The 16141-nt window shown below is 65.8% G+C and carries 12 protein-coding genes and 1 tRNA gene; 6 read left to right on the top strand and 7 right to left on the bottom strand.

Annotated elements, in window-relative coordinates:
• Positions 1 to 18 precede the first annotated feature (18 nt).
• Positions 19 to 291: a hypothetical protein gene (locus tag WS69_RS04065; protein ID WP_059469580.1), complete on the top strand. Its 273-nt coding sequence runs from the start codon at positions 19 to 21 to the stop codon at positions 289 to 291.
• A gap of 137 nt (positions 292 to 428) precedes the next feature.
• Here WS69_RS04065 and WS69_RS04060 read toward each other — a convergent pair whose 3' ends face one another.
• The 4 genes from WS69_RS04060 to WS69_RS04045 form a co-directional block, all read right to left on the bottom strand.
• A complete protein-coding gene (locus WS69_RS04060; protein ID WP_059469531.1) occupies positions 429 to 1406 on the bottom strand; it encodes a DUF1571 domain-containing protein in 978 nt (325 codons plus the stop codon).
• 54 nt (positions 1407 to 1460) lie between these two features.
• Positions 1461 to 3233, bottom strand: coding sequence for an AMP-binding protein (locus tag WS69_RS04055; RefSeq protein ID WP_059469530.1), 1773 nt, complete (start codon positions 3231 to 3233; stop codon positions 1461 to 1463).
• A gap of 159 nt (positions 3234 to 3392) precedes the next feature.
• Positions 3393 to 4403 (bottom strand): TetR/AcrR family transcriptional regulator, encoded by a 1011-nt coding sequence (locus WS69_RS04050; protein ID WP_059469529.1) that lies wholly within the window; start codon positions 4401 to 4403, stop codon positions 3393 to 3395.
• Between the two features lie 216 nt (positions 4404 to 4619).
• Positions 4620 to 5846, bottom strand: coding sequence for an MFS transporter (locus WS69_RS04045; protein ID WP_059469528.1), 1227 nt, complete (start codon positions 5844 to 5846; stop codon positions 4620 to 4622).
• A 323-nt stretch (positions 5847 to 6169) separates the two neighbouring features.
• On the opposite strand from WS69_RS04045, the gene WS69_RS04040 reads away from it, so the two are divergent.
• The 3 genes from WS69_RS04040 to WS69_RS04030 all read left to right on the top strand — a co-directional run bounded on the left by WS69_RS04040 (position 6170) and on the right by WS69_RS04030 (position 9262).
• Complete coding sequence (locus WS69_RS04040) at positions 6170 to 6724, top strand: GNAT family N-acetyltransferase (RefSeq protein ID WP_059469527.1); 555 nt, start codon at positions 6170 to 6172, stop codon at positions 6722 to 6724.
• A gap of 152 nt (positions 6725 to 6876) precedes the next feature.
• On the top strand, positions 6877 to 7503 hold the full coding sequence (locus WS69_RS04035; RefSeq protein WP_059469526.1) for a ParB-like protein: 627 nt from the start codon (positions 6877 to 6879) through the stop codon (positions 7501 to 7503).
• A gap of 46 nt (positions 7504 to 7549) precedes the next feature.
• The gene (locus tag WS69_RS04030; RefSeq protein ID WP_059469525.1) at positions 7550 to 9262 is read left to right on the top strand and encodes a SulP family inorganic anion transporter; all 1713 of its coding nucleotides are present in this window, start codon (positions 7550 to 7552) and stop codon (positions 9260 to 9262) included.
• Between the two features lie 188 nt (positions 9263 to 9450).
• Here WS69_RS04030 and WS69_RS04025 read toward each other — a convergent pair whose 3' ends face one another.
• Both WS69_RS04025 and WS69_RS04015 read right to left on the bottom strand, forming a co-directional pair.
• Positions 9451 to 11025, bottom strand: a complete 1575-nt coding sequence (locus WS69_RS04025; RefSeq protein ID WP_059469524.1) for a hypothetical protein — start codon at positions 11023 to 11025, stop codon at positions 9451 to 9453.
• 584 nt (positions 11026 to 11609) lie between these two features.
• Positions 11610 to 13091: an alkaline phosphatase family protein gene (locus WS69_RS04015; protein WP_059469523.1), complete on the bottom strand. Its 1482-nt coding sequence runs from the start codon at positions 13089 to 13091 to the stop codon at positions 11610 to 11612.
• Positions 13092 to 13963: 872 nt separating this feature from the next.
• On the opposite strand from WS69_RS04015, the gene WS69_RS04010 reads away from it, so the two are divergent.
• Positions 13964 to 15088: a type IV toxin-antitoxin system AbiEi family antitoxin gene (locus WS69_RS04010; RefSeq protein ID WP_231747072.1), complete on the top strand. Its 1125-nt coding sequence runs from the start codon at positions 13964 to 13966 to the stop codon at positions 15086 to 15088.
• The gene (locus WS69_RS30035; protein WP_082715929.1) at positions 15069 to 15329 is read left to right on the top strand and encodes a hypothetical protein; all 261 of its coding nucleotides are present in this window, start codon (positions 15069 to 15071) and stop codon (positions 15327 to 15329) included. The genes WS69_RS04010 and WS69_RS30035 overlap by 20 nt, the downstream gene beginning before the upstream one ends.
• A gap of 580 nt (positions 15330 to 15909) precedes the next feature.
• Here the strand turns inward: WS69_RS30035 and WS69_RS04005 are convergent.
• Positions 15910 to 15996 (bottom strand) — tRNA-Leu (locus WS69_RS04005).
• Between the last annotated feature and the right edge of the window lie 145 nt (positions 15997 to 16141).

Here is a 16141-nt window from a genome sequence, read left to right as displayed (position 1 = left end):
CGAAACGAGGTGACGAACATGAAAAAGATTCTGACGATCACGATGCTGGGCATCGCGGCGCTCGCCGCATCGGGCGCCGCGACGGCGGGCGGCGTCGATCTGTCGATCGGGCTCGGCGTGCCGGTCGCGCCCGTCTATGTGGCGCCGCAGCCCGTCTACGTCGCGCCCCAACCAGCGGTCGTCGGGTATCCCGCGTACGGCGGATACGAATGGCGCGGCGACGACGATGAAGACCGCTGGGAGCGTCAGCGGCACGAGCGCCGGTGGCGCCGCCATCACGACGACGACTGATCGCGTCGATCGCGTGACGGTTGGCCGCCTCGGCTAGCCGAGGCGCCGCCGCAACAAAACGCCGTGCGAGCCGGAGAGCCGCGCGGCGTTTCGTTGCGGCGAATGCTCGCCGCCGTTCGTGACGAAACGATGACGGGTCAGAACTTGTAATCGGGATTCTTCGGATCGAACGCCGTTTCGTCGAACGACTTCGGCGCGACCTTCTCGAACACGATCCGCTCGAACACGCGGCCGTCGTTGTCGAACGATTCGACGGTGCGGAAGTACGGCTGCCGCAGATCGAGCCCGAGCGTCTCCTTCTTCGCATAGAACTGCGGCCGGCCGCCGGGCGTCTCGTAGGTGAACGCGACAACGCGCACGCCCTTGATCGTCTTCGCCTCGACGCGCGTCGGCTTCAGCGTGCCGGCTTCGCGGTATTTCTTCGCTTCGCTCAGATAGAGGTTCGCGACGAACTCGGTGCCGAGATCGCGTACCTGATGGTTCGACTGTGCGCGGGCGAGCGCGCCGTCGAGCGACGTCCACATCGGCACCTTGCCGAGCAGGCCGCCCAGGTGGCCGTACATCTCGTCGGTGCGCTTCGTCGAGTCGTAGATCACTTCCTGGCCCGAATGCGCGCCGTCCGGCAGCCATTTCGCGTAGACGCGCAGCGGCCCGTGCGTCACCTTGACGAACATGTGGTCGGGCGTATCCGACCATTTGCCGCTGATGCGCTCCTGGCGCAGCATCGTGAATTCATACGACGGATAGCCGATCGGCCCCGCCGCGACGTAATCGGGCACCGTCTGCGGATCGAGCGACTTGAAGAGTGCGGCGAGCGTCGCATCGTCGAGCTTATCGAGCGCGCCCTGGCGAGCGGCCGTGCGCAGCCAGCGAACCTGCTGGTCGACGGACAGCTTCGAGACCTTCGCGAGCTCGGGCGGAAGCGCCGCATCCGCCGCGCCGGATTCGACGGCGGCGGGCGTTTCGGCGTTGGCCTGCGCCTGCGCGTTCGCGGCGCTGTTGGCGAGCCCGAGCGCGAGCGCCCCCACGGCCGAGACGATGGCGAGACAGCGCCGCGCGAACCGTGTTCGCGAAGACGAAGACCGGTATCGATATTGCTGTGATGCGTATGTCATGCATTCCTCCCAGGAAGCGGTCCAGAAATCTTGTAGTGGTGTTTTCGTTTTTCGTCAGTGCCTTGCCGACGGACTCGCCGGCGCGTTCGCGAGCTTCGCGAGTTCTTCGTCGCGCAGCGCGCGGCGCAGGATCTTGCCGACGTTGGTCTGGGGCAGCGCGTCGCGGAACTCGACCGCCTTCGGCATCTTGTAGCCCGTCAGGTTCTTGCGGCAGTGCGCGAGCACCGCTTCGACCGTCAGTGACGGATCGCGCGGCACGACGAACACCTTGATGCGCTCACCGTGAACGGGATCGGGAATGCCGATCGCCGCCGCCTCGCGGATGCCCGGATGCGACACGAGCACGTCTTCGATCTCGTTCGGATACACGTTGAAGCCCGACACGAGAATCATGTCCTTCTTGCGGTCGATCAGGCGGATGAAACCTTTTTCGTCCATGACGCCGATGTCGCCCGTCGCGAGCCAGCCGTCGGCGTCGATCACCTTCGCGGTCTCGTCCGCGCGCTGCCAGTAGCCGCGCATCACCTGCGGGCCGTGCACGCACAGCTCGCCCGGCTCGCCGACGTTCGCCCACTCGCCGTCCTCCTTGCGAAACCGCACGAGCGTCGACGGCGCGGGCAGCCCGATCGAGCCGCTGAACGATCGCTTCTCGTTCGCGTCGTACGGATTCATCGTGACGATCGGCGAGCACTCGGTGAGCCCGTAGCCTTCGACGATCGGGCAGCCGGTCACCTGCTCGAAGCGCTCGGCGACCGCGCGCTGCATCGCCATGCCGCCCGCCATCGCGAGCTTGAGCTTGGAGAAGTCGCGCTTGCGGAATTCCTCGTTGTCGAGGAACGCGTTGTAGAGCGTGTTGATGCCGGTGATGCCCGTGAAGGTCTCGTGGCGCAGGATCTTCATCATCATCTTCGTGTCGCGCGGGTTCGCGATCAGGATGTTGCGTCCGCCGAGGCCGAGGAAGATGAACGCGTTCACCGTCAGCGAATAGATGTGATAGAGCGGCAGCGGCGTGAGCACCGTCTCGACGTCGCCCGTCAGCTGATCCTCGATCCACGCCTTCGCCTGCAGCAGGTTCGCGATCAGATTGCCATGCGTGAGCATCGCGCCTTTGGCGACGCCCGTCGTGCCGCCCGTGTACTGCAGGAACGCGAGGTCGTCGTGCTCGAGCGCGACGGGTGTCGGCGCGCGGCGCGCGCCCGCCGCGAGCGCCGCGCGCAGGCGCACGGCCTGCGGCAGCCGGTACGGAGGCACGAGCTTCTTCACGTGCTTGAGCACGAAGTTGATCAGATGGCCTTTCGGATTGAGGCCGTCGGCGAGCAGATCGCCGAGCGCGGTCACGACGACGTGCTTGATCTGCGTTTCGGGCAGTGCTTCCTGCAGCGTCTTCGCGAAGTTCTCGAACACGACGATCGTCTGCGCGCTGCTGTCCTTCAACTGATGCGCGAGCTCGCGCACCGTGTAGAGCGGATTCACGTTGACGACGATCGCGCCCGCCTTCAGCGCGCCGAACAGCGTGACCGGATACTGGAACGTGTTCGGCAGCATGATCGCGACGCGGTCGCCGGGCTTCACGCCAAGGCTCTGCAGATACGATGCGAACGCGGCCGCCTTGCGCGCGAGCGTCGCGTAGGTCATGCGCGCGCCCGCGCTGATGAATGCGACGCGGTCCGCGTAGCGCGTCGTGCAATCATCGAAGTACTGGGCAAGCGATCGGTATTGCGTGACGTCGATGTCGTGCGGCACGCCGGCGGGATATGACGCGTACCAGATGCCATCGGTGTTCGGCGCTTGGGTGTGGGCGTGGGCGGGCGCAACGGGGGCGGTCATCGCTTGTCTCCTGATTCGTTGTGATGGGTCGGCGCGCGGGCGTCTGCGGCGCGGCGCGTGGCTGGGGGGGGCGGCGGAAGCGGCGCATCGGATTGCGACGGGCCTGGCGCCGCCGCGATCGGCCGCGCGCCGCGCGGCCGTGACTCGCTGCGCGCGACCTCAGGTTGCGTGGGTTTCGTGCGCGGCCGCGACGACCGGCTCGGCCGCGACCGCTTCGGTGCGCGGTGTCGTCGGCATCGGCGCAACGGACGCCGGGGCGACGGACGTCGGCGGCGCGATGTCCGCCGCGGGCGCCGAAACGGAGACCGGTGCGATCGCGGGCGCGACAGCGGGCGCCGACGGCGCGGAAACGACAGGCGAGGAAACGACAGGCGCGGAAACGACAGGCGCGGAAACGACAGGCGCGGAAACGACAGGCGGCGCGATTGCCGCGAGCGGCCCGGCCGGCTGCGTCGCGTCGGCTGCGGCCGCTGCGCCGTCGAGCACCGACGCGAAGATCGTGAGCTGCGTCGCGTCGGGCATCGGCGCCCTCAGTGCGGCGACGATCAGCGACGACAGCCGCGCGATCATCTGAACGTCGTTCATCGTGCGGCCTTGCGTGAATTCGTCGATGAGGCTTTCGGTTTCCGCGCCCGCGAGCGCGCCCGACAGTGCGCCGATCGCGTAGTGCAGCCGCCAGCCGAGTTCCGCGCGCGGCAGGTTCGGCAGCGCGCGCTGGAACGCGTCGAAGAAGCGGCCGGCGACGGTCGCATAGTGCGCGGTCAGGAAATTGCGCACGAACGCCGACGGATCGGTGTACGCGCGGCCGATGAGTCTGAGGAATGCGCGGCCGCCGCGTTGCGGATCGCGCGACGCCTGCAGCGCCGGAATGAACATCGCGCCCAGCACGTGCTCGCACGTGACGTGCGCGCCGAGTTGCGCATCAAACCGATCGAGGATGCGCAGGCGCTCCTCGTTCAGTTGATCGAGGCGCCGCGACAACATCGCGTGGATGAGCGCTTCCTTGCTGCCGAAGTGATAGTTGACGGCGGCAAGATTCACCGCTGCGCGCGATGTGATTTGCCGCATCGACATCGCTTCGAAGCCATGCTCGATGAAAAGATCTTCGGCCGCATCTAGGATGCGCGCCTTCGTCCCGCCGGATTGCCGGCTGGCCTGTCGAACTGCCATGTTCCGCCTCCCTTGCCGGTTTCCCGGTACGCGAACAAGCGATTCAAATGTGTAATTGAAACAGCCGTTTTCATTAAGATAAAAAGCGGCACGGGGCGGCGGCAAGCGTTCTTTGTGGACAAACTCCTCTAGAGCGTGTGGTGCGATGCAGCATGAGCGACGTGCTGCGCACTGTACGACGCGTGCTTGTGCGATGGTGCGCCGCCGCGTGCATGGTTATCCCGTCGTCGGGCTCATCGCGGCCGCCTGCGTCATGTCGATCCCGCGTCGCTCGCGGCTGAACACAATTAAAACGCAGATGACAACGGCGACGATGCCCGCGACTGTCGCGAGCGCCATGCTGTAATCGTTGCCGTGATTGACCGCGAGCTGCGCCTGCATCGTCGCGTTGCCCGATGCGAGCAGATTGCCGAGCTGGTAGACGAAGCCCGGGAACGTCGCGCGAATCTCGTCCGGCGAGATCTCGTTCAGATGCACGGGGATCACGCCCCATGCGCCTTGCACCGAGATCTGCATCAGGAACGCGCCCGCGGCGAGCGCGAGCGCGCCGGTCGAGAACGCCCACAGCGGCAGCACGGGCAGCGCGATGATCGCGGCGATGAAGATCGCGCGGCGGCGACCGATCCGCTCGGACAGCCAGCCGAACGTGAGGCCGCCGACGATCGCGCCGATGTTCAGCACGATCGCGATCCACGACACCGTGTGCGGATCGAAATGATGCTGTTCGCGCAGGAAGGTCGGATAGAGATCCTGCGTGCCGTGCGAGAAGAAGTTGAACGCGGTCATCAGGATGACGGCGTAGATCGACAGCTTCCAGTTCTGCTTGAGCGTTGCGACGAGGCTCGGGCGTGCGCGCTTTTCCATCTGCTTCCATGCGGGCGACTCGGGCACTTTCGCGCGCACGTACAGCACGAGAAGCGCAGGCAGCACGCCGATCATGAACATCCCGCGCCAGCCGATGTACTGGTAGAAGAGGCCGAAGACGACCGATGCGAGCAGATAGCCGCTCGGGTAGCCCGCCTGAAGCAGGCCCGACACGGCGCCGCGCGCGCGCGTCGGAATCGTCTCCATCGTCAGTGCGGAACCGACGCCCCATTCGCCGCCCATCGCGATGCCGAACAGCGTGCGCAGCACGAGGAGCGCGGCCAGGCTCGGCGCGAAGCCGGACGCGAGCTCGAGCAGCGAGTAGCACGCGATGTTGATCATCAGCGTCGGCCGGCGGCCGAAGTGGTCGGCGAGGCGGCCGAAGATCAGCGCGCCGATCGGGCGCGCGGCAAGCGTCAGCGTGATGGCGAACGCGACAGCGGGAATTTTCGTGTTGAACTCAGCGGCGATGTCCTTCAGCACGAAAACCATCAGGAAGAAATCGAATGCGTCGAGCGTCCAGCCGAGATAGGCGGCGATCGTGACGTTGCGTTGTTCCCGCGTCCAGCTTAGGGTCATGGCGGCGGTCTCCTCGAGAGGGAAGCGCCTTGGTCGCTTGCGCCGTCCGGGCTGGCGCTGTGCGCAGACGGTAACGCGAGTGTACGCCGCTCATTGCGCGCGTGAAGGCTCCGAGCGATCCGATCCGGATTTATCCCTATGAAATACATTGTTGCGCGGCGAGCAATCGATGCGTTTGCCTCGACGCATCGCATCGCATTGCGTTGCGCGATGTCGCGCGAGGTTGCGTTGCGTCGTGCGAGTCGCTGGGATTCGCACCGGTTTTCGCGATGCGGCGAGCGATGCTAATGTGGCGCCGTCTTCTTTTTTTCACGTGCTTACAGATGGATTCGGATTCGCAAGCTCGTCCGGCGCTGCCGATTCTCGAGACCGACCGCTTGTGGCTGCGCCCGCGAGCGCTCGCCGATCTCGACGCATGCATCGCGATGGATCGCGATCCGGACGTGACGCGTCACATCGCCGGTCCGTGGGACGATCCCGTCGAGCACCGTCGTTTCGTCGAGCACCGGATCACGCGCGGGTATCCGCCCGGGCTCGGCTACTGGTCGATTTTCGAGAAGGTGCGCCCGAACCGGTTCGTCGGGTGGACGCTGCTGATTCCCGATTACGTCGACGGCGGCCGTGACGTCGAAATCGGCTGGCGCCTCGTGCGCACCGCGTGGGGGCGCGGGATCGCGAGCGAAGCCGCGCAGTGCGTCGTCCGGCACGCGTTCGAGACGGTCAGGCTGCCGCGCATCGTCGCCGACATCGCCGCGGCGAACGACGCGTCGCTGAACGTCGCGCGCAAGCTCGGGATGCGGCGCGTCGGCGTCGTGCAAGACGGCATCCCGTACATTCGCCACCGGATCGAGCGCGCGGATCTGACGGCTCGCCGCTGATGCGCCGGCGCGCGGCCGACGGCGGCGCGTGTGCGCCGCGCATCGTGCGGCGGTGCGGCAGCGCGCTTTGCGCAAGTTTCGGGGACAATGCGCTATTAACGCGGACGCCGATCCCATGTATCGTTGCCGAAATCGATTTCGGGAGCCCCATCATGACGATCGGCCAGGACGTGCATCTCATTCCCGCCAGGCTCGACGCGCTGCGGCCGACGCAGATCACGGTCGGCTATCGCGAAGTGAAGGCGAAGCGCAAGCATTGGAAGTCGCTCGGCAAGAAGGCGCGCAAGGCGGCGATCGAATCGCACTGGTTTCCGGCCGTGCTCGGGCCGGGCGGCGAATACTACATCACCGATCATCATCATCTCGGGCTCGCGCTCATCGAAGAGGGCGTGAGCGAAGTGAAGGCGATGCTGTTGAAGGACTTGTCGTGGCTCGACGAGACGATTTTCTGGCGGATGATGGAGCACAACCAGTGGGTGCATCCGTTCGGCGCGAACGGCGCGCGCCACGACTACGCCCGCCTGCCGAAAACGCTCGTCGGCCTGAAAGACGATCCTTACCGCAGCCTGGCGGGCGAGCTGCGCACGGCGGGCGGCTACGCGAAGGACGCGACGCCGTTCAGCGAATTCCTGTGGGCCGATTTCCTGCGCCCGAAAATCGCGCTGACGGACATCCGCAGGGATTTCGCGAAGGCGCTCGAGGCGGCGCTCGCTCATGCGCATGCGCAGGAGGCGCGCTATCTGCCGGGCTGGTCCGGCGTGATCGCGACGCCGCGCTGAGCGCCGCGTTTTCGGCCGAACCACGGGTCACGAACACGGAACGCGCATGGACCTTCATTCGAACCGTCTCGACGCGCCGCCGCAGCACGCCGCGCATTTCGCCGCGCTCGACGAGCCGCCCACGCCGCGCGGGCGGCGCACGGCGCTCGATGCGCTCGCCGGGCTGGCGATCGCGGGCCTGCTGATTCCCGAGGCGGTTGCGTACGCGGGGCTCGCGAACCTGCCGCCGCAGGCGGGGCTCATCGCGCTCCTGGCCGGGCTCGTCGTCTATGCGATCGCGGGCAGCAGCCGTTTCGCGATCGTGTCGGCGACGTCGTCGTCGGCCGTCGTGCTCGCGGCGACCGTGATCTCCGAAGCGGGGCCGAACGTCGCCGCGCAGCTCCTGCTCGCGGCCGCACTCGTCGCGACGACGGGCATCCTGTTCATCCTCGCGGGCGCCGCGCGCCTCGGCGGCATGTCGGACTTCATCGCGCGCCCGGTGCTGCGCGGCTTCACGTTCGGCCTCGCACTCACGATCGTCATCAAGCAGTTGCCGAAGATTCTCGGCGTGTCGATCCATCACAGCGATACGCTGCGCGTCGCGCTCGACCTGCTGCTTGGGATTCCGCATTGCAATGTCCACAGCGCGGCGCTCGGCGCGACGGCGCTCGCGATCCTGTTTGCGCTCGGACGGCGCTCGCGCGTGCCGGCGACGTTCGTCGTCATCGTGCTCGGCATCGCGGCCGGCTATTGGATCGATTGGCATCGCTTCGGGATCGCGGTCGTCGGCACGATCGACCTGCAGAACCTCGCGGTCGGGATGCCGACGCTCGGCCGCTCCGAATGGATGCAGGCGGCCGAGTTCGGCTTCGCGCTGATGTTGATTCTGTATGCGGAGTCGTACGGGTCGATTCGCAACTTCGCGCTGAAGCACGGCGACACGATATCGCCGAACCGCGATCTCGTCGCGCTCGGCTGCGCGAATCTCGTGTCGGGGCTGCTGCACGGGATGCCCGTCGGCGCCGGCTATTCGGCGACGTCGGCAAACGAGGCTGCGGGCGCGCAGTCGCGCATGGCGGGCCTCTTCGCGGCAGCCGTGATCGCAATGATCGTCTGGCTGCTGCTGCCGCAGCTCGCGCGCATCCCGGAGCCCGTGCTCGCCGCGATCGTGATCTTCGCGGTCAGCCATTCGCTGCATCCCGAGGTGTTCCGGCCATACTGGGCGTGGCATCGAGACCGGATCGTCGTGATCGCCGCGCTGACGGCCGTGATCGTGCTCGGCGTGCTGCACGGCCTGCTCGTCGCGATCGGCGTGAGTCTGCTGCTGACGCTGCGGCAACTGTCCGAGCCGAACGTGAGCGTGCTCGGGCGGCTGCGCGAGAGCCACGATTTCGTCGACGTGTCGATGCACGAGGACGCAAAGCCGATTCCGGGCGTGCTGATCGTGCGGCCGGAGGCGCAACTGTTCTTCGCGAACGCGGAGCGCGTGCTGAACATGGTGCGGCATCTCGCGCGCGACGCGCAGCCGTCCGTGCATACGGTCATGCTGAGTCTCGAAGAGTCGCCCGACATCGACGGCACGACGATCGAAGCGCTGAAGACGTTCGCCGCCGAATGCGACGCACGCGGCTGGCGTCTCGTGTTCGTGCGCCTGAAGCCGAACGTGCTGCGCGTGCTGCAGCGCGCGGCCGACGGGGCGCTGCGGGCGGGCGCGCTGTCAGAGCTGAGTGTCGACGAGAGTCTGCAATTGCTGGCGGCGGGCGAGTCGGCGGGCGCGTGACGCGCCGGCATCGGTCGCCGCTGCGCGCTCGTGCCTGGACGCGCGCGGCGGGTGCCCATCGCGACGACGGCTGCTCCGGTTCGTTCCGCTTGCGCGTCCCCCGTGCCCGACCGGTCCGCATGGTCTGCTCGATCCGCTTGGTCCGTTCGCTCGCACGCCGTTACGCAACGCGTGTCGGTCCGCGCGCGTCACGGCGTCACGGCGCGCATCCCCGGCTGCACCGCACGCAACTCGGAGAAGGGCACGTGCGACAGATCGAGCAGCGTCTGCGTCGTCGCTGCGATTTCGCGACGCAGACGCGCGTAGTCGATCTTGTTCGCGGTCGTCACGCCGTAGTTGAGGAGATACGTCGGGCTCGTGATGAAGTTGATCGTCGGCACGCGCCCGCGCCCCCAGAAATACTGCCCTTCGCCCGGCCAGACCGCATCGTCGGCGCTACCGTCGCCGTTCGGGTTTAGCGGCGGCATCACGAACGCGGGCGCCGCGTTCGCGCGGTGCACCAGTGCGTCGGCCGCGTCGACGAGCGCCGGGACGGGCGGCATGAACAGCGCCGTCGGCTCCGCCTTGCCGGTCGGCACGAGCACGCCGCGCGCGTTCGGCAGCCATTCCTGCGCGCCCAGATGCTCGATCGTGACGACGCATGCGATCCGCGCGACGAGGCCGTCGTGCGCATGGCGCGCGAGAAAATCCTCGACGCCGACGCCGCCCGCGAAATGCCCGCTCGACAACATGATCATGATCGTGCGCGGCAGCGCGGCGCGCGGCACGCGGCTCAGGTACTGCGCGATCGCGACGATCGCGTTCGGGCCGTTGTCTTCGATGCCGTTCGTGCCGTCCGTATGGCTGTTGACGACGGTCAGCTCGTCGGTCGCGCCGGGGATGATGCCGATCAGGTTGCGGGTCCGCACGCGATCGATGCCCGCGTCGAGCGATAGCCTGAGCGTCGCGCCGCGGTTCGCGAGCGCCGCGAGCGTCGCGCCCGTCGCGCGATCGACGAAGAGGCCGGGTACGCGACGCAACTGGCCGTCGTACGGCGCGTAGAGATCGGTCGCTTCGGCGACGGACGTGTCGGCGATCATTACGACGCCGGCCGCGCCCGCGGCCTGCAGCTTGTCGAGCATCGCGGTGAGCGGGCCGAGCATGAAGCTTGTGCGGACGTAGGGCGCCGACGGCGGAAACGCATTGTCCGGATCGAAGACGCGCAGCGCGCGCTCGTGGAAGAACGCACCCGACAGCGGCGCGTCGGGCAATTCGACGACGGCGATCTTGCCTGCGATGTCCGCTTCGGGCGCCTGTCCCGGCGCGAGATACCGGATCGGCGCGACGACGCCTTCGCGGCCGGCATCGCCGGAATACGGAATGTAGCCGGCGACGTCGATGCGGTCGGGCGGCGCGCCGTCGACGACGTCGAGCCGCCAATGGCGGGCGGTCCAACGTGTCATCGTCACCGATTCGGTATAGAGCTGCGGCACGCCGGCGCGCGCGAGACGGCCGCGCAGCGCGTCGATATAGCGTTCGTGCGCGGGCGAGCCGGTCGACCGAAGTCCGCGGCGGTCGAGATCGATCTGCCAGCGCACGAGCTGTGCCGGCGGCAGGAACTGCGACGCGTCCACTTCGACGGCCGCTCGATCCGGCAACGCGGCTGTCGGCCAGATGTCTGGCTTAGGATCGGCGTGCGCCGCTTCGGCCATCGACAGCGCGAGCAACAGTGCGCATCCCGAAACGCCGAGCAGGCAGCGCGTCCGTGATATGGGCTGAGTCATTCGAATCTCCTCGAGAGGCAGATCGCAGGGCGGCCGATCTGCGATGCGACGCGGGCCTCGTTGGCGCCCTCGCCAGATGATCCGAAACGAATGGAACGAACCGAAATGCGATCGCGTGGGGCGATGCGTCGACAGCGATGCGCGTCGTGACGTCGAGGCTCGCGTTCTCGGCCTTCGCGCGTCGGCCGGCGTTTCGACGCACGTCCGGCGCGCGAGACGTCACGCTTGCCGCCTCGTGCTATGTTCGACGCCCCGACGGTTGCGGCGGATGCATGTCGGCTTCGACGATGTGGCTCGTGGCGGGCAGTGCGTTGTATGCGACGTGCGACGTGCGACGTGCTGCGTGCTGCGTGCTGCGGGCGATGCGACGAGTCCGTCTGGCGATGCTGTTCGGCGCGGCTAAAGAAGGCGAACGTACGGCGGCCGCATGGCATACGCATCGTCGCGGACACACCGAACACCAAGGCGCGCCGCTTCGCACCCACGCGAGGCACTCGGCGACGCGCGCCGCTCAGCCTCGCACGCCGCCGCGCAAGACAGAGCAAGACCGCGCGTGACGCGACGGCACCGCCGCGCCCCCGCACTCAGCGTCGTCGCTTGCGCTGCGGCGGTTGCCGTTGCTGCAGTCGCTGCTGCTGCCGCTGACGGTGCTGGCTCCATGCGGCGCCGCGATCGCGAATGAAGTTCGACAGCTCGGCAGTCGATTCAAGCGGCGCCTCCGCCTCCTCGTAATGGCCTTTCTCGTTGCGCAACGGCAGCGCGGCGATGCGGGCCGCATGGAGCTTGTCGAGCCTCGAAGGCTTCGCTGCATTCGGATGGGGCAGCGTCGACACGGGCGCCGTCACGCCGCTCAGCGGATCGTCGGCGGCGGCGCGCGGGGTCGCGAGCGTGAGCACGTCGCCAAGCGACGGAGCGGCCTGGTCGCGCGCCGTCAGCGGCGCTGTGCCGAAGCGCTCGCTGATCGTCTTCAGCACCGACGCATGATCGATCGTGCCCGCCGCACTCCTGAACACGGTGCCCGCAGCGATAAGGGGCGAGACGAGCACGGCGGGCACGCGCACGCCGAAGCGCGTGAAGTCGAAGCCGAATTCGCCGACGGTGCCGTCGCCGGGCGGCGTCGCGCCCGACGGCGGCGGGACGTGATCGTAGTTGCCGCCGTGCTCGTCGTACGTGACGATGAGGAGCGTGCTGTTCCAGGCCGGACCGTTGCGCAGCGTGTAGTAGACGTCATGAATCAGCTGCTCTCCCGCGGAGACGTCGTAGTTCGGATGCTGGCTGTTGCCGTTCGCATCCCAGCTCGGCTCGAGGAACGTGAACGCGGGCAGCGTGCCGTTCGCCGCGCGCGTCTGGAAGTCGCGGAAGTGGCCGAAGTGGCTGTCGTCGGCGTTCTGCGTGTCGGGGAAGTCGTGGCGCGTGAGCGGATCGCGGTTGTAGCCGAAGATCGCCCAATCGACGCGTTGATCCGACAGCCGCCCGAAGATGCTCGGACACGTGAAGATCTTCACGTGATCGTCGAGATGGCCTTGCGACGTGCCGGCAAGCGCGAACGCGCGGTTCGGCATCGTCATCGTCGGCGCCGACGCGAACCAGCGGTCGCACACCGCGTAGCCTTTCGCGAGTCCCGACAGCACGGGTAGCAGCTCGGGCGTGTACATGCCCATGATCTGCGCGGCCGTCGTGCCGGGCAGCGCGTCTTTCTCATGTCGCGATTGATCGGTTGCGATCGCCGACTTGAAGTTGACGACGAAGCCTTGATTGGTCGGCACGGCGCCCGGGGCGGGATTGTCGTCGGAGAACAACTGATAGTTGGTGTTCTGAAAGCCTTCGCCGGGATCGGCGCCCGGCATTAGATACGGATGCGGATCGGTCGCTCGGATCCGGTAGACGCCGACGGGGCGGCCGAGATCGTCGGGATTCGATTCGTTGCCAGTCAGTCCGTCGAACGGCTGGCCGGCGGGCGACCGGTTACCGTTGTCGGAATAGAGAAAGCCGAGCATCTGATCGAACGAGCGGTTTTCAAGCATCAGATGGACGACGTGTTCGATTCTTTTGAGTTGATTCGCCAAGAGTCGACTCCGGTCGGGATGCATCCGTCTAGCGCTCGGGCGGCCGCGCGTGGCGGAGGCGAAGGGCTTCCCGGCTTGCGCCGGGCCTTGGATTCGTGCGCGAAAAGTGCGTCGGGCACGTGATCGTTATACGAATGCCGGCGTCGGAGTTCAAATGCAATGCACCGGAACGGCGGCGTGGCGCGCTTTCGACGGCGGGGTGGCGGCGCGGCGCGAACGTGCGATTCAGTGCGCGTGCGAGCGAGGCGGATGGACGATTCGAACGCGCAACATTGGGGCGCTCGCGCTGGACGCTTCGCAAGCGCGGCATGCGTTTGACAGGAGGGCGTTTTGTCGGTTGTCCCGAGCGGGGCTGCGTGAGGGCGGGCTCGGGCCGGTTCCCGGATCGCGCGACGAGCGCACGACCGGGTGATGGATCGAAGGTTGCGAAGGCCGTCGCAATGACCGCATATGCGCGGGGTGTGCCGTGCTTCGCGGCGGGCGTCACGCGTGACGCGAACGAGCGGCCCCGCTCGCATAGAAAACAAAAAAACCGTACGCAATGCGTTACGGGGTTCGTTGTGTTGCTCGAAAAATGATGGTCCAGGAGAGGACTCGTGTTTGAATTCTAGTTGATTGATTTGTAACGATATTTTTCTTTGATTGTCATCATCATGTACTCGTCGATGTGTTCATTTACCATTGGCGCGAAAACGTGCCATTTTTTTGCGTAAACGCAGGTCGACGTTACGTGTTGGTCGTTCCAGGCTGCGGTTTGCCAGTGCCCGAACGTGGGGCGGGAAGGTTGGGTTCGTTCAGATCAGGCTCAAGTTCATGAAGTATGAACAAGAAAAATAATTAAACGTCTGGTGTCTGTTGTTCATAATGCCCGCGTGTTCACGTTTTTTGAACAAGCGGAATCTATGAACGACGACGGTCGCCTTCCGGACTTTGATCGCCCGACCGAAGCGCTACTCGGTCAGCTCACTCGCGCGGCAACCCGACACGGACGTGTTCCGCTCAGTGTTATCGATTTTCGTCCGGCTGGGCGAAGCAGCGATGGTTTGGTCGAGGAGGGGACGCTGACGCTCGATGTGAACGGCGCGGTCCAGCAACACATGCTCGCGGCCCGAGGCCGGATAAGATCGCGGGCGGAAGTCGGAGCCCTCGTGGCGAAGAACCGCGCCGCGGCTTTTCCCGTCCTGCTGGCCACTGCCTATTTGACACCCGCGTTAGCGGACGAGTGCGTCGAACGCGACCTGCAGTTCATCGACTTGGCCGGCAATCTGTACGTGCATCCGCCTGGCCAATACATGCTTGTCACCGGCAGGCCGGCGAATCCCGAGATCAGGCGTCTGGCATCGAGATCGGGGAAGCCGGCCAGTTCCGCGAGCGCCTCTGCGCTCAGAATGACTTTTGTGTTGTTATCTGCTCCAGAGTTGCTTAACCGTCCATACCGGGAAATTGCGGCAGCGGCGGGCGTGGCGCTTGGCACCGTTGGCAGCGTACTGGACGACCTGCGTGAACGCGGCTTGCCGGCGGGCACAGCCGACCGGCGCTTGGTCGATCCAGCAGCGCTCATGGATGAGTGGGTGATCAACTATCCGCTTCGCCTGCTGCCGAAGCTCAATGTGCAACGGTTCGCAGTAGGCGATCCATCCTGGTGGCAGCATGCCGAGCTTCCCACAGGGCAGATGTGGTGGGGCGGGGAGGTTGCTGCTGCAAAGCTGACCGGGCAGCTTCGGCCGGCCGCGCAAACGCTCTATGTCGAACCGACGGCAAGACCGGCTGCGACGATGGCACTCGCCAAGCGTCATCGCTTGCGTGCCGATCCCGCCGGCACGCTGGAAATCATCGATGCCTTCTGGCATCTCGACGAGGCACGGATGGAAAAAGTTGTGGCACCACCTTTGCTCGTGTACGCAGATTTGCGGCGTACGAGGGAACCCCGCAATGCGGAGGCTGCGGTGTTGATTCTCAACCAGATGGAGCGGGCGGATGACTCCAGTTCATCTTGAGACGCCGCTGCCGGAAGGAAAGCAGGTTCTGCTGACGGTCATGGATCGCGTGGCCCGGCTGACGAACCTGCGGTACTTCGTCGTCGGTGCGACAGCGCGCGACATCCTGATGTATCACCTCCACGGATTCCCTCGTGCCCGAGGGAGAACCGTTGCATCCATCGGGAGTGTTGGTTACGCCGCCGGCGATCGCTTTCGGCGGACGTCGAGCGACCGTTTTTGGGGCGACTCCGGCGAGTAGATCGCGTTCCGAAGCGGACGTTCGCTGCACGCAGCGATTAACACATTGTGACTGACCGCTTCGGTCGAGTTCAGGCCATCTGTCTATGTTCCTCGAGCGGACGCAGCGGGAGGAGAGTGTCTATTTTCTTGCCGGCCTACAGCATTTCGCAAAGAACACTTCGCAATACCATACGATGAAGTGCGTGGGTCGAATTGTAAAGTATTCGCCGGCCTTAATTGGAGGGGCACTAATGGTCGGAGGCTGCGGTTGCGGCCACATAATGGCGCGTATCGCCGAGATCGCCAGACCACCACGGCAGTTCGTCAGCGATCTCTCGCGAAGCGAGGCGTGTGGGGTGGCATAGTGGCGGAGGTTAGACTTGGCTCCGCACGTGGCGCGCACCTATCGGAAGAGACGCTGGGCGTGCGGTGAGTGCGTTTCGAGGAACTCGAACTTTCATGTACTCAAAAACGTACTCATTCGTTGTCGGCTTATCGTGGGACCGGATCATCCTCCAGGCGTCCCAAAAACATAAAGCCCGCTTTTGCGGGCTTTATGATGAACATCAAATCCAGCAACTGATCTGAACCTATTTTTCTGGTGCCCAGGAGAGGACTCGAACCTCCACGATGTTGCCACCGCTAGGACCTGAACCTAGTGCGTCTACCAATTCCGCCACCTGGGCACTGCTGCATCGAGCAAGACCGCCATTTTAGACATCTTATGAATTCTGTCAACAGAAATTTGGGGTGATGTCGCGGACAAATAGAAATGTCCGGTTTTGTAGCAAATGAAATGTCCGCATGTTGGCGGGGGCGGCAAGCCGGCGT

The sequence above is a fragment of the Burkholderia sp. BDU5 genome (assembly GCF_001522845.1).
Taxonomy (GTDB): Bacteria; Pseudomonadota; Gammaproteobacteria; order Burkholderiales; family Burkholderiaceae; genus Burkholderia; species Burkholderia mayonis.
Note: the sequence above shows the minus strand (reverse complement) of the source record. Positions and strands in the feature narration are given on the sequence as shown.